Source organism: Paenibacillus glycanilyticus (genome assembly GCF_030161375.1).
Taxonomy (GTDB): Bacteria; Bacillota; Bacilli; order Paenibacillales; family Paenibacillaceae; genus Pristimantibacillus; species Pristimantibacillus glycanilyticus_B.
This window is the reverse complement of record NZ_BSSQ01000005.1, coordinates 158,576-174,229: the sequence shown is the minus strand read 5'-3', so window position 1 is coordinate 174,229 and position 15,654 is coordinate 158,576. Positions and strand designations below refer to the sequence as shown.

Sequence of the window (15,654 nt, the reverse complement as noted above, 5' to 3'; positions counted from 1 at the left end):
GATGGTGGACAACTACATATTGAAGGGATGAATTTATGAAATCCTTACGAATAAAAAGGTTTGTCAGTCAAATGTTGATCGCCAGCCTGGCGTTTACCGCGCTGAACGGTTCGATCTTAATTCAGCCGCAATCCGTACATGCGGCGACTAATGCCATATTCGCCGAAGCGGACGCTTATGTGGACGGGGGAAATCCTTCCACCAATTACAATGATCCAAATGCCAATTTATTGAGCATCAAGGAAGACTCCAATCTCTCCGTAACGAGAAGAGTGTTTATGAGATTCAACGTTAGCATGCTCCCGTCTGCGGACGCGATAACGAAAGCGGAAGTGAAAGTGTACGCCAAAGCCCCGGCGGCTGCCGTTTCTTTAAACGTGTACGCGGTTGATGATCAGGCGTGGGATCAAACAACGATTAACTGGAATAATAAGCCTTATTACGGAGATAAAATAGGTTCGATCAACATAGGGACAACGGACGGCTATTATTCGATTGACCTGACTGACTACATCAAGGCGCAAAAAGCGGTTGGCAAAGCTTCCATTATGATTGCCAATTCGACAAACACCCAAGTTCAAATTTACGATACCGAAAGACCGTACGATACGCAAAGACCGAAGCTGGAATATACATCGGACGATACGCCGCCGGTCTACCAATCTAGCGCGGTTGGAGTAGACTTCAAAGGCATTCAATTAACATACAACGAAGCTCTTGCAGAGAATGCGGGAGTTGTTCTGAAAGATCAGATCTCGCTGGCGACGGACGGCGTGAACTTTAATCCGCTTGGCGCGGACGACACAGTTGAAATCAGCGGAAACAACATTCAAGTAGGGCTACAGCAAGCATTAAGCGGATCATTAAACAAAATCCGTGTGGCTGGTTCATCGGTAAAGGATGCCGCAGGCAACATTCTGCTCTCGCCCGTCACGACGGAGGCGCTTATCGGCATGCAGGATGCCAGCGCGCCGGCATTTCTGTCGGCAACGGTCGGTAATAACGGCAAAAGCGTGGCGCTTGTTTATGACAAGCCCATCAGTGTGATGGGTACGGCGGATCAGCTGAAAGCAAGCGTATCGTTGTCGCAAGACGAAGGGGCAACTTACGCGGCGTTGCAATCCGAGGATCAGGTAGCCATTACCGGCAATGTTCTAACGGTTACCTTTAATGAAGCGCTTATGGGCATTCGGAATAAACTGAAGGTTGCTTCGGGAGCTCTTCAATCGGAAAGCAACGCCACACCAACAGCGATTGAAACGGTCACGTCGAACTTGGGCGGACTTGAGCAAGGCAGAACGATAACGGTCTCGGAAGACGCGAGAGTCGACAGCGGTGCCGCCAACTTGTCGAGCAACTATGGGACCGAAACGGCGATGCTGCTTAAAGAGGGCGGTTCGACTTACAATCGCCGCATTTTCTTCAAATTTAACGTGGATTCGCTTGGCATCTACAATTCGGCAAAATTTCGATTGAATTTCACGGATGCGGGCGCTGCGGCTGAGCCGCTCACTTTGTATGCGGTTGATGACGCATGGACGGAATCCGGGCTTACCTACTCCAATCAACCAACTTACGGCTCCGCGATTACCGCGTCCAGCGTAGGGGGAGGAAACGGATGGTATGAATGGGATGTCACTTCCTACGTAGAGCAGCAGAAGCTGGCGGATGGCGTCGTTTCCTTCGTTCTACTGGGAACGCCTTCGGTAAACCGGACGGTAAGCGGCAAAGAAAGCGGAGCAAATGCCCCGCAATTGGTCGTCAATTACGATAATGAACCGCCTTCCTATGTGGACAGCGTTGTCAGCAATGAGAACCGAACCGTTGATCTGCAATTTAGCGATAACCTTGGCAATGCTACGGCAAATCCCGCCGCGTTGAAAGCCGCCGTTACCATCGCCAGGGATGGGATGAATTTCGCCGCGCTTGAAAGCGGGGATCAAGTGACTCTGAACGGAACAAAGCTGACGATTACGCTGGTGAACCGGTTAAGCGCTTCTGGGGCCAAGGTGCAAGTGGCCGCAAACACGTTGCAGGACAGTGGGCAAAACGTCCTTGCTTCGATGGTGACCACGAATACGCTCGTATACGACGTGACGGCTCCGGTGCTTAATCCCGTTCTTCAAACCGATCTGACGGGCAAGCAATTGACCTTATCGGCTGATGAAGCTTTGTTTAGCAATCTGGCTTCCTCGGAAGATTTGAAGAATGCCGTCAAATTTTCCGCGGACGGCACAAACTTCCTGCCATTAGCCAGCGGGGACACCGTGGAGATAACGGGCGGTAAACTCAAGGTAACGCGGACGTTGCCTATAAGCGGCGATTCGAACAAGCTGCTCGTGGCGGCAAACGCGCTCAAAGACGCGGCGGGGAATACGGTTGCGCAAAGTTATACATCGGGTGCCATAGCCTCGGATTCCAGCGCGCCGCAAATCCTATCGGCTTATCCTTCGAATTTCAACAAAAAGCTGGTAATTGTATTCAGCGAGAATGCGTTCAATAATCTGCCAAGCGATGCCCAGCTGAAGCAAGCTATGCAATTCTCCTCGGACGGAGGAGCGAACTACCGCGCATTGGGCGAAGCGGACAAGGCGATTCTAAGCGGAAGCACGCTAACGATGATTTTGAACGAGCCGTTAAGCGGCAATCAGAATATGCTGCGCATTCAGGCCGGCGCGCTCAAAGACGCGGTCGGGAATGTGACGCCCGATGATTTGACGACGGCTTCCGTAGAAGCAGTCAACACGGATTACCCGTATCTGCCGCCGCAACAAGCCGATTTGAAGAAGGCTATGGCTGACTCCGCCAATATTGTGTTCGGCAATAAAGACGCGGCGGAAGGCTCGGGAGCCGAGCTTAAGGCCGCCAAGGGACTTAGTTTTATTGCCGAGGAAATAGCTTCGGGCGATCGCGATTCCGTATATATCGACCGTTATGTGTCGACCGTGAAGAAGATGCTCAGCACGCCGGCCAACATGCCTAATCTCCAGGGCGGGCTGGATTCCAGATCGCAATCCCCGATGCTATACAGCATTGCGCTCTTGTGGAATGACCAATCGGTTATGGGGATGTTCACGGATACCGAGAAATCCAAGCTTCTGACGTTGTTCAAAGCCGGCCTAATCAGTACGGCCTATACGCTGAACGACTACAACGAGTTGGGTAATCCGCGTCCGGGGGATCGCCTCGCGATGAACGGAGATCCCAATACGTGGAACGGTACGGGAGTTAACTTCTGGGAACCAAATCTTACTATTTTCTTTACATCTTCTTTTGTTCTAGGCTTGGAAAACGTGAAGGACATTTTGCAAAATTACGATCACGCCGCTTTTATCGCGGAGCTGAACGCGCAGGGGTTAACCAAAGTGAAAGAATCGTTCGAGAAAACGACGAATTTCTCTACGGCTGCGACGGAAGCGGAGCGATTGGCTGAAAAGGCGGATAAAGTACAGCGTACGATCAAGCCAAGCAACTGGTCCTTCAAGGGGGTGACTTTGGAGCAATATTTGCAAAATCCGCTTAAGCTCCATGAAGCCTCGCAGCGGAAGTCGTGGACGCACATTGCGCAGGATGGCGACTATATGGGACAGCTTGGCATGGGACATGAATTCGATTCGACGGATACGAAGGGTTCCCGACAAAGCGCAACCTATGTTGTGCTTGGCATTGATCCTAGCTTGCAGAATACGAGAATCATGAATTTTTTTGGATTCATGAATGCGCCGGGGAACGAAGCGGCAGCGGCCGATATCGTGAAGCTGCAAAGCGTGGGTGTATCGGACTACTACGCAAAGGTTGTGAACGGGTACTTCACCCAGTCCTCTTATGAAATCGCAACCAGTTACTTGCCGGAAAACTTTTATATAAACAGCATGATGTCGATGGGTTACCTGAAGCCGGCCTTATTAAACGACACGTTTAACTATGACGGAGCCACGCGCAATCTGGCCGATAACTGGATCGTGAAGGACGGCAGCTGGCAGGGAGTAAATGACAGCATCGTACCTTATAACACGAAGGATCCCGTATCTCATATGACGGGCGCGAAGCCCGTGGACGAGAACGAAAAGCTGCTGAAGCAAAGTAATGCGGCGGGAAGCTCGGCTCTCTATTCGAAGAAAAGCTTCGATAATATCAGCTACTTTGCCTGGATCAAGGATATGAACGGAGGAGAGACGGGGCTGCTCGGAAGAGTCCAGGACGAGAATAACTTCTACCTGTTCTCTTATGACAATGGCAAACTCGCTATTAAGAAGAAAGCGGATGGCCAATTCACACCGCTCGTGGAGAAGAATGTCGCTTTATCTTCCGATACGGCTCATCGCTTAAGAGCCGTTATGAACGGGAACAGTCTGGAGCTTGATGTAGACGGTGTGCAGCAGCTGGCGACGACAGACGCGGCATTCGCTTCCGGCGCCGTTGGTCTCTATACGAATCAAGCCAGCGCGAAATTCGATGGCGTGCTCGTTCAGAATGCTAGCGTGCATACACCGGATTTTCAGTCCATCGCCGTTGGCAACGCTAAGTTGTTCTTAACCTACTCGGAAGTGCCGGGAGCCGTTGCATACAAAGTCAAATACGGAACGCAACCGGGTCAATATACGCATACGTTGCTGACGACAAGCGCGAATCCGGTAATTACAGGACTAAATAACGATACAACGTATTATTTCGCCGTCTCGGCGATTGACCCGAACGGGGAAAGCGCGAATTCGCGAGAGCTCTCTTTCGCGCCTAAAGTGCCCGATGCCGTTACGCCGACCATTACGAATATCATTTCGGATGGCAACCGCCTGATCGTCAACTTTACGACCGATCCGAAGAACACGTCGTATACGCTTAAGTACGGTCTAAGCCCTGGCGGCTATACGAAAGTGATAGACAACATTACGGCCTCGGGCTATGCCGTGAACGTTCCCGTATCCCAAGCGCCTTATTACTTCGTAATCGAGGGACGCAACGCTAACGGCGCAAGCAGCCTCTCTAACGAGTGGAAGGCCATGGCGAACGCAGCGACGCTGTTCACGGACGATTTCAATGACGGCGAGTATGCCAGCGATTGGGTGCTGTCTTCCGGTTCGCCCGTTATGGAGAACGGTAAAATTAAAACGGCAAACGGAAACCCAGAGCGTCTGTGGCTACCGCAAGGCGCGGATTGGAGCGATTATACCGTCTCCGCGACCTTTACGCTATTACCGGACGATACAACCAAGGAAGTAGGCTTGCTCGGCAGAGTCAACACGGCGGCCAATTACTATGTAGCGGATTACAAATACGACAAAACGGCGAATACCGAAAAAGTCATGCTGAGAAGAAAAGTAAACAATGCTTTTCTTCCGGATCTTGCGTTTGATTTCACGCTGAACAAGCAAGTGGCCGAGCACAAGATGAAGGCCGTCTTCGACGGCAGTCGCCTGAAGCTGTATATCGACGACGTATTGGCTTATGACGTTACGGATACGTCGTTGACGAAAGGAACGGTTGGTCTGTTCTCCGTTCTGACGCCGGTTTACTTCGACGACTTCAAGGTCGAGCAGCTAAACGGCTTAAGCAAGCCCGTAATGACGAGCATGGAGACAACGGATGCCAAGACGAAGGCCGTATTTGGCCAAGTCGAAGGCGCGCAGGGCTATACCATTAAATACGGTACACAATCGCATGCGTATACGAAGCAGCTTAGCGTACCGGAGAACGGCTATTCAGGTAGCGAAATTCCAGGTCTTGATGCAGGCACGACGTATTATTTCACGGTGAGTGCAGTGAACGGCGTCTCGGAGAGTCCAAATGCCGAAGAATATCGCTATACCGTTCCTGCCGTCACTCCATCAACGCCGCCTACTCCCGTAACTCCATCACCGGACAAGGGGAATATCGTTCTGAAGCCGGTATTGGCTGCCGGCACGGCTCAAGCGAATGTAGACGAGGCGACGCTCATACAAGCTTTCGGGCAAACAGATGCCGATCAGCAAGGACATAAAATCGTCAGTGTGACAATGAGCGAGCTGGCTGGCGCTTCTGCCTATAGGTTGAACATTCCCGCATCCGGTTTCCTAAACGGGAATGCGGGCAACGGTAAATCAGACAAGGCCGTAAACCTAATAACCCCGGTCGGCACGGTTACCCTGCCGGATAACATGTTCAAAGCAAATGACTTGAAACAAGCAACTGTTGTTGGAATTTCCATCGGATGGGCGGATACCTCGCTGTTAAACGCCGATGCGAAACGGAAGATTGGAGATAAACCGGTCATTGAATTGCAGGCGCTGCTGGATGGAAAAGCGGTTGCATGGAAAAACAACAATGCACCGGTAACTGTCAGCATTCCGTATACGCCAACCGCGCAGGAATTGAACCATCCGGAGCACATTGCCATCTGGTATATCGACGGCGCTGGACAGATTATCAGGATGCCGGCAAAGTTTGATGCGGCAACAGGTAAACTGACCTTTACAACAACCCATTTCAGTCTGTATGCGGTAGGCTACGAGGTGAAAACGTTTAAGGATCTGGACCAAGCGGCATGGGCGAAAGAAGCGGTGGAAGTATTGGTGTCTCAGGGTATTGTAAACGGAACATCGGATACAACCTTTAATCCGAACGCCAACATCACGAGAGCGGATTTCCTCCAGCTGTTGATAAAGGCGCTGGGACTTACAGCCGATGTGGAGACGAACTTTGCCGACGTACATCAAACGGACTATTACTATGAAGCTGCCGGAATAGCTCTGACACTGGGGCTCAGCAACGGCGTAGGCAACGGCCGCTTGAATCCGGCGGAAGATATTACAAGGCAGGACATGATCGTCATGGTTGAACGCGCGATGCGCCTGGCAGGCAACAATCCGGGCAGCGGAACGTCTGCCGATCTGGCAACATTCCACGATGCGGCGCAAGTTGCCGATTATGCCAAGAGCAGCGTGCAAACGTTGATCGGAAGCGGGGTAGTGCAGGGCTCGGGCAGCCTCCTCCGCCCGCTTGGCACAACGACAAGAGCCGAAGCGGCGATGCTGCTGTATCGTGTGTATAACCAGTAAAGCGGGTAATCAAGGGGATAGTCATATCCCCTTGATTCATTGCTACTTATGAATGCGTTTTCATTTGGGGTGAGCCATGGAGGGAGGTGATAGTCGAATCAGTTGAGAACAAGCCACTCTTTCAGGCATGCTGCTATTGATTTAGACATCCATTTATTTAAAGGAGGCCAATATTTATGGCAATCAAAAGAAAATGGACTTTAGGAATGCTTGGTCTTGTCAGTTCCGTAACGATTTTTGCGTCCGTAGCATCCGCAAGCATCATAGCCAACATTGACGTTGAAGGAGCTTCGATCAATTCCACGAGCTGGGACTTGACTGACAGCGGAGTGACATTCGAGGAGAAAGAGCTGGACCGCAACAACATGGTCATGCCTTATTTCTCGACATGGACGCCATCCGGAACGGGCTCAAGCCTGAAGCTGCAGGCTAATCCATATACAGCCGGCGAGAAGCAGAGGAACGAATATTATGCCGCAAGAAATCAGCCGTTCGGGGAATGGCGGTATAACGGGTTTCAGATCGGAATTCCATCCGACAGCGCGCTGCCGACCAACTGGGTTGTGCTTGACCAATTCCATCAGGACAGCTATTACGTTTCTCCGCAAGGAGCGCTTGAATTGGCAAACGTGAACGGTAAGCTGACCTACCAGTTCAAAGTTCGCAATAAAGATTACTACAACATCGACGGCGTCAACGGTCCAAGCGGGAACGCTCTTACCCTGTGGTCGCAGGAAGTAACGACGGATCAATTTAACTCTATTGTAATTGGCTTCAAACCCGATGCCAGCGGCAATGGCGGGGTGAAGATCTGGTACAACGGCACACAGGTCGTCAATTGGACCGGCTACCTCGGCTTCCTGGCAGGCTTTCAAGGCAAAAACTTCATCAATCAATATTACAATTCCTTCGGTATGTACCGAGGAGCACAGAACAATACGATGAAGGTCTATTACGACAATTACAAATGGGGCACAACGTATAGCGATGTGGCTCCTTAATAGTCAGCAATTATAGGCCGGGCAGCAATTACTCGGTTCTTCTAAAGATTACGGCCGCCATAAAAAAATGGCGGCCGTTGCTTTATTTAATAGAGATCGCATTACATCATTCACAAATGTTAAAAACCATTTTCTCTGAAAAATTCCAGACAAATCTTTGCGCTTTCAAGTGAAGAGTTGGCAAACTGTTCTTGTTCGACAATGCAGTAGCGGATGCCGCATTCTTCGGATATATCGAGCACGCTCTTCAAATCGACAGAGCCTTTGCCGACTTCCGTATCGCTGCGGCCCGAAGCGAAATCTTTGAAATGCGCTAGCGGAACACGGCCTTCATATTTTTGTACATACTCGGCTGGCGTATATCCGGCATAGTGCACCCAGCCCAAATCGAACTCGGCAATCAAATACTCGGCAGGGACAAGCTCAAGCAGATGGTCGATGACGGGCTTACCGTTAACCGGTTTGAATTCAAAAGCGTGGTTATGGTATCCGAATTTCAAGCCAGCGGCCGTCACTTGTTTACCTGCCTGTTCAAGAATGCGGGCCAAATTGTGCACGTCAACCTCTGTAGGCTCTTCCGGCAGCGGCGCCGAAGGAACGACAATATAGGTCAGACCAAGCGTCTTGGCATAATCGATTTGAACTTGAAGATCGGCAGCCAGCTTCTCCGGTTCATTGAAGTTGAGTCCGATATGCGCGGAAGGCGCGTCCAGTTGAAGCTCATCCAAAAGCGCTTTCAATTGTTCTGCCGGCGTATTGTAAAATCCTGCGAATTCGACTGCCTCGTATCCCATTTCCGCAACTTTGCGGATTGTGCCCAGCAAATCCTTTTCTGTTTCATCGCGAAGCGTATACAACTGGATGCCTACTTTTGGTTTGCTCAAAATGATCACTCTCCCATTATTTTACTGAAATCCCCACTCCATTATAAAGGCTCTCTCTCGAGAAACAAGCCGTAACGAGCAAATGAGTGCCTCAGGACTATCTTTTCATTGATTTGGAACATAGATAAAGGCGCCATTTGTCTAGTAGAATGACAATGCATCTAATATTGAAAGCGCATTCATGACGAATGGGAGATAGGAGGTGATGATAGATTGCGGCAAAGAACAAACCATGCTTTTAAGGCACTTGGAGCGATGCTCCTAATGTCCGGTGCAATAAGCCTCATGCTAAGCTCATGCGGGAATCCGCCGCGACCGTTAAACGTGGCTTGGGTGAACGGCATTCCCATTGAGAAAGAAGAGATGCAAACCGCCATGAATCGCGAGCGGAGTTTGGTTATTAATTACTTTCATGAGAAGTATGGGGTGGAAGAAAGCACAACATTTTGGAATGGGACGTATGGCGGGGAGTCTCCCAAGGATTTGTTGAAAAAGAATGCCATGAACAAGCTCGTTCGCTACAAAGTTGAAGGGGAGCTGGCCGCGGAGAAGAATCTCGTTCAATCTTTGGACTACAAGAGCTTTCTCACGGAGTGGAAGTCCGAGAACAAGCGCAGGGAACAGACCGTTGCCGAAGGCGGGGTAATCTATGGGCCCGTTGCCTTCAGCGAAGATCAGTATCTTCAGTACACCCAGTCCACCTTGAACATCAAGCTTAAGGAAGCTTGGGCGAGGACTCAGCAGATTGGGCAAAATCAACTTAAAACGGAGTACGAGAAAACAAAAGATGAACGGTATCGAAAGCCGGATCAATTCCAAGTTGAAATCTTGACGCTTGCCTTTACAGACGCTGATCGGGATCATGCGCTTCTTATCTTGAAGAACATGTTGACGGCATGGGAGAAAGGGAACGGCACTTTAGATCAGTTGTCCGATCCCTATCATATTCACTATGAACAGGTCGACTATACGAGTGGGCTTGATTCTGTTGAAGCGGGGCATCCGTCGATATGGGCGTCCATTCAGCATTTAAAAGCCGGCGAGAGCAGCGAGATCGTTGATGAACAATCGGCATGGGTAGTGTTCCATGTGAAGGACAGACTTGCTGGCGGATACGAGGAGTTCGAGAAAGTAAAAGACGCGGTAAAAAACCATTACATCGAGGAGCAATTCAACAACATGATCGAAGGGAAGGTTAGGCAAGCCGAGATCACATTTAATGACCAAGTCTATAAAGCATTATCCGCATGAAGTTGCTATTCATAACAATTAGAAAGGAATGTGCATGATGACGAGATGGATGAGAATGATGGCCATGTTCTGCTTATGCCTGATGGTGGCTAGCAGCGCCTCTATGTATATAGGAGATGGACCTATTGAAGCAGCCGGCAGCGGCAATACCTATTATGTAGACAATATCGGAGGAGATGACAATCTCGGAGGTACTAGCACGCAAACGGCGTGGAAGACGTTAACCAAGGTGAACGCCACAACGTTCCAGCCGGGCGATACGATCTTGTTTAAAGCCGGAGGATCATGGTCGGGCAAGCTTTATCCCAAAGGCTCTGGGGCTAATGGAAACCCGATTATAATCGACAAATTCGGTACAGGCAGCAAGCCTATCATTAACGGGGGAGGGCTCGTGGGTACAGGCGCAGTCTATTTGTATAACCAACAATATTGGGAAATCAACAATCTCGAAATTACCAACACGGGATCCGCGCAAGGTCAGAAGATGGGCGTATCCATTGAAGCGCAGGATGCGGGAGATTTAAGTCATATCTATCTCAGAAATCTGACCATTCATGATGTGAATGGGCTCAATACGGATAAACAAAACGGCGGAATATGGGTCCATACCTATGGCACGGCAGTTCAGACGAAAATCGATGATGTGCGGATTGAAAATAATACAGTCTACAACACCGACCGTGCGGGAATTGTAATCACTTCCGATTGGTGGTGCAATTCAAATCTAGTGACCTGCAATTCGACAAGACCTGCTTACTATCCATCAAGCGGCGTGATTGTAAGGAATAACCTAGTCTATGATGTTGGCGGAGATGGGATCAGTATCCGAGATACGGCAGCACCTCTAATTGAACACAACGTCGTGTATAACGCCAACGCCCGTTCCGGCGATTATAGCAACGGCATCTGGAGCTACAATTCAACTAATGCCCTGATTCAATATAATGAAGCTTATTTGACCAGAACAACCAAAGACGGCTATGGGTTAGGAGTAGATTATCTTCAGGATGGTGCCGTTCTGCAGTATAACTATACCCACGATAACGAAGGCGGTTCGGTTGGCATCTATGCGGACGGGACTTGGGCTCCGCAGTCCAACCGCAACTTCAGGATTCGCAACAATATTAGCCAGAATGACGGAGCTGCAACCTTTGGTTTCTATGGTTCGGCGACCAACGGCGAGATCTACAATAATACCGTGTATATCAAAGGCGATTCCCATTCATCGGTCTACAAGTTTAGCGATTGGGGCGGATATGCGTCCAACATCTCGTCGAAAAACAATATTTTCTACAACCTGGGCAATGGCAGTTATTCATGGGGTCAGAGCAGCAATATTACGTTCGACCATAACGTATTCTACGGCAATCATCCTGTTACAGAGCCTTCGGATTCGAATAAAATAACGAGTGATCCTCTGCTGGTTAACCCTGGAAGCGGTGGAACCGGCATGAATACGGTTGATGGATATAAGCTATTAAACGGCTCGCCGGCACTCGCCGGAGGAGTGTTGATCGCAAATAACGGGGGCAAGGATTACTGGGGGAATTCCGTTTCTTCCACCGCAGCACCCAATATCGGAGCCTACAACGGAGCAGGAACATCGCTTGCGGGAGTAGATCTGCAGGTTACGGCACTTCAGGTACAGGAAGCAAGCTTTGCCGTAGGCGATCCGATTCACTTCCAGTTGACGGTTCGCAATAACGGTACAACGGCAACGGGAAACCAAACGTTAACAAACGAGTTTAAGGTGGATGGGCAAGTCGTTAAAAGCGATTCTTCCTCTATTAACTTAAGTCCCGGGCAGTCCGTGACTTTTACATCAACGGCTTGGAATGCAACAAAATCAGGCTTTTTATTGAAGGGCTCGGTTGATGCAACCAATAGTATTAGCGAGGCCCAAGAAGACAATAATCAAATGTCGCAATATATCAATCTCATCGTAGGCAAAGACCTTGTACCGGTATCGCTTAGCGTCCAGGAATCCAGTTGGGGAATAGGCTCCACGGTTCATTTTGTAATGAATGTGAAGAACCAAGGCAATGTTCCCGTTACTGAATGGTTTGGTGCCAGATTCTATATAGACGGTGCCGCCGTTGAGGCAGATTGGGCGGGGACGCCGGATGCCTTCACCCTTAATCCTGGGGAGACCGTTACCTTAGTCTCTCGCAAAGGATGGGTAGTTGACCGCGAGCAATTATCGCTCCGCGGCGTTGCCGATACATGGGGCGCAGTCTCCGAGGTGGACGAATCCAATAATGAAAGCACGGTGTCGCTGACGGCTCCAGGCGGATTTACGCCATCTAACGATTTGGTGGTAACCAAGCTGGAGGTTGCAGAAAGAGATTTCAAAGAAGGCGAGAAAATTCACTTTGTAGCTACGGTGAAAAATCAGGGTACAACCCAAACGCCTTCCCAGTGGCTAGGCACAAACTTTAAGATTAACGGAACAAGGGTAGATTGGGCAGGAAGCACAACGCAGATGGCTGCCGGAGAGACCAGGACGTTTACTTCTCAGGGCTGGATTGCGGATTCGCAAGAGTTGACCGTTACGGCGTTCGTGGATAATCAGAATTTGATTAGCGAGTCAGACGAGACGAATAATGAACGAACGGAAGTTTTGAACTCCGTCACGAATCTGATCGTTAATCCCGGATTTGAGGATGCCGCAAACACGGCTTGGACAGCATGGGGAGGGGGAAGCCTCTCGGCTGCAGGCGGATATTCAGGTCCTCGCGCGGGCAAGACCGGATGGCTCGGCGGAGTGAGCCAATATGTAACGGGTTTAATTGCCGGGGAAGAATATGAATTATCGGTGTGGGCAAAAACATCCCCAGGCTATAGCGTCACGGTAGGCGCCAAAGATTTTGGAGGTACGGCGGTCAAGCAAGTCGTGACGGATACCGCGTATACGCGCATTACCCTACGCTTCACTCCAACTAACGGTTGGACAGGCGCGAATATTTATATGTATGCCGATACAACCGCCGTAAGCTATATAGATGACGTGCAATTGGTGCGAATACCAAAAAATCCGAATCTGGTTGTCAACGCTAACTTCGAGGGCGGTATTACCGGCTGGACAGGTTGGGGAAGCTATCAGGTTGTGGCATCAAACGCTATTGGAGGGGCCAATTCATGCAAAGTGGCATGGACGGGCGCATGCGAGCAGACGGTAACGGGATTACAGCCCAATACGACGTATACGTTCACTGCCTGGGGCAAGGTCACTAGCGGTGGGACCGGCTATATCGGCGTGAAAAACTATGGAGGGAACGAGCAAAAGCTGCCGATCTCGACCGGCGACTATACGAAACAAACGATTACCTTCACAACGGGAGCAAGCAACACGACCGCCTTAATCTATATGTACAATAACGCGGGTACGGCTTATGGCGATGATTTCTATATCTTAAAGGCTGTTACTCCATAATGTGATTCTTCCTTTGAATAAGCTGCAGCTGCGGAAATCGCGGTTGCGGCTTTTTTTATATCCATTCCGATTTTACGAATATGTTTTCGTTGGCAGGGGACATATTTCGCTATCAGCGATATCGATATAATGAAAGCAATAAGAGAGAAGGAGAGAAAATCATGCACACGGAGCTGCTTGCGGCGAAAAAAACAAAAAAACGCAGTCCTTCCAAGAAGGGGATTTTACAAGCTTACATTGGACAATGGGACCTGCAATTAATGGTCATTCCGGGAGTGCTACTGGTTGTGCTCTTTAGTTACGTGCCCATGTGGGGAGTACTGATGTCCTTTCAAAACTATAATTTATTCACTGGCTTCCTTGACAGCCAGTGGGTAGGAATGAAGCATTTTGACATGTTTGTCCACTCGTCAGACTTCTATCGCGTTATGCGAAATACGCTTTCGATCAGCTTGCTGAAGCTTATGTTCGGCTTCCCTGCTCCTATCGTGCTAGCCTTGCTTCTAAATGAATTAAAAGGCTTTCGCTTCAAACGATTCGTTCAAACGGTGTCTTATCTGCCGCACTTTATGTCATGGGTTATCGTCTCAAGCTTCGTCATTTCGATGCTGTCGGTGGACAACGGAAGCTTTAATATTTTCCTGATGAAGCTTGGAATCATTCATGAACCTGTCAACTGGCTGTCTACTTCCCAATATTTCTGGGGAATCCTGGTCTCATCCAGCGTGTGGAAGGATGTGGGGTTTGGTGCCATCGTATACCTCGCGGCTATAGCGGGAATTGATCCGCATCTTTATGAAGCTTCAGCCATGGATGGAGCGGGTAGACTTAGACAAATTGTCAGCATTACGATCCCGAGCATTACTCCGATTATCATTATTTTCCTGATTCTGAACATTGGCGGAATATTGAATGCGGGTTTTGATGATATTTTGAATCTGACCAATAACGGCGCTAATACGTTGCTAAGACCGGTATCGGATGTCATTGACACTTATGTGTATCGAGTCGGGATACTAGGGCAGCGATACTCTTACGCAACGGCTGTTGGATTATTCAAGTCAGCGATCAGCGTCGTGTTGCTCGTGCTTGCAAATTTATTGGCTCGCCGCATGGGGCGGTCAAGCTTATGGTAGGAGGTGCCTTTATTTGAAAATCGCCAAAAGAGTTCCCGATGCAATCATCGTTGTCCTGTTGCTTGGCTTGTCTTTTGTAACCTTGTATCCATTCTGGAACAGTCTCGTCATTTCCTTTAATGTTGGTGCCGATACGGCGCTAGGCGGTATTACGTTCTGGCCAAGAGTATTTACTTTAGAAAATTATCAAGTGGTGTTCAAGGATGAGCGACTGATACAAGCATTTGTCATTTCCATCTTTCGGACAGTAGTTGGAACCTTTCTATCCATCCTATTTACATCGATGTTCGCTTACGGATTAACCAAGAAAAACCTAATTGGCCGCAAGCTATTTATGATCATGTGTATCGTTACGATGTTTTTCAGCGGAGGTTTAATTCCATCCTTCATCCTGATCAGAAGCCTTCACTTGATCGATACGTTCTGGGTGCTTGTCGTGCCTGGAATCATCGTGGTATGGAACCTGATTATATTCCGCACCTTCTTTCAAGAGCTTCCGGACGGATTGGAGGAGTCGGCTAAGATTGACGGCTGCAATTATATCCGTACTTTCTTTTCCATCATCGTGCCAATCTCGGGACCCGTCATTGCAACGTTATCGTTATTCACGGCAGTAGGCTTATGGAACGATTGGTTCACAGCATCCATCTACATTAACAATCCCCATTTGATGCCGATTCAGACCTTGCTTAATCAGATCATCAACTCAAATGCGATGTCGGAGCAATTATCGTCGGCAGGGGGAGAAGCAAGCGAATTTGTACGCCAGTTAAAAGGGGTTTCGACCAAGTCGCTGGTCATGGCAACGATGATGGTAACCACCTTGCCGATCATTATGGTATACCCGTTCCTGCAGCGCTTCTTCGTAAAAGGCGTGTTGATTGGTTCCATGAAAGAATAAATTTGGTGTCAGCA

At 49.3% G+C, this 15,654-nt stretch carries 7 protein-coding genes; 6 read left to right on the top strand and 1 reads right to left on the bottom strand.

Annotated elements, in window-relative coordinates; all coding sequences use genetic code 11:
- The first annotated feature begins 35 nt into the window (after positions 1–35).
- Positions 36–7,034 (top strand): CBM96 family carbohydrate-binding protein, encoded by a 6,999-nt coding sequence (locus tag QQK89_RS06665; RefSeq protein WP_284237714.1) that lies wholly within the window; start codon positions 36–38, stop codon positions 7,032–7,034.
- A gap of 176 nt (positions 7,035–7,210) precedes the next feature.
- Positions 7,211–8,035: a heparin lyase I family protein gene (locus QQK89_RS06660; protein ID WP_284237713.1), complete on the top strand. Its 825-nt coding sequence runs from the start codon at positions 7,211–7,213 to the stop codon at positions 8,033–8,035.
- A gap of 119 nt (positions 8,036–8,154) precedes the next feature.
- Here the strand turns inward: QQK89_RS06660 and QQK89_RS06655 are convergent, their stop codons facing one another.
- A complete protein-coding gene (locus QQK89_RS06655; protein WP_284237712.1) occupies positions 8,155–8,928 on the bottom strand; it encodes a sugar phosphate isomerase/epimerase family protein in 774 nt (257 codons plus the stop codon).
- Positions 8,929–9,132: 204 nt separating this feature from the next.
- Here QQK89_RS06655 and QQK89_RS06650 point away from each other — a divergent pair, with 204 nt between their 5' ends.
- The 4 genes from QQK89_RS06650 to QQK89_RS06635 all read left to right on the top strand — a co-directional run bounded on the left by QQK89_RS06650 (position 9,133) and on the right by QQK89_RS06635 (position 15,640).
- Positions 9,133–10,170 carry a peptidylprolyl isomerase gene (locus QQK89_RS06650; protein ID WP_284237711.1) on the top strand — a complete coding sequence of 346 codons (1,038 nt, stop codon included), beginning with the start codon at positions 9,133–9,135 and terminating at the stop codon, positions 10,168–10,170.
- Between the two features lie 34 nt (positions 10,171–10,204).
- Entirely contained in the window at positions 10,205–13,603 is a 3,399-nt protein-coding gene (locus QQK89_RS06645) for a CARDB domain-containing protein (RefSeq protein ID WP_284237710.1), read from the top strand.
- A 161-nt stretch (positions 13,604–13,764) separates the two neighbouring features.
- The gene (locus QQK89_RS06640) at positions 13,765–14,739 is read left to right on the top strand and encodes an ABC transporter permease (RefSeq protein WP_284237709.1); all 975 of its coding nucleotides are present in this window, start codon (positions 13,765–13,767) and stop codon (positions 14,737–14,739) included.
- A gap of 13 nt (positions 14,740–14,752) precedes the next feature.
- Complete coding sequence (locus tag QQK89_RS06635; protein ID WP_284237708.1) at positions 14,753–15,640, top strand: carbohydrate ABC transporter permease; 888 nt, start codon at positions 14,753–14,755, stop codon at positions 15,638–15,640.
- Positions 15,641–15,654 lie beyond the last annotated feature (14 nt).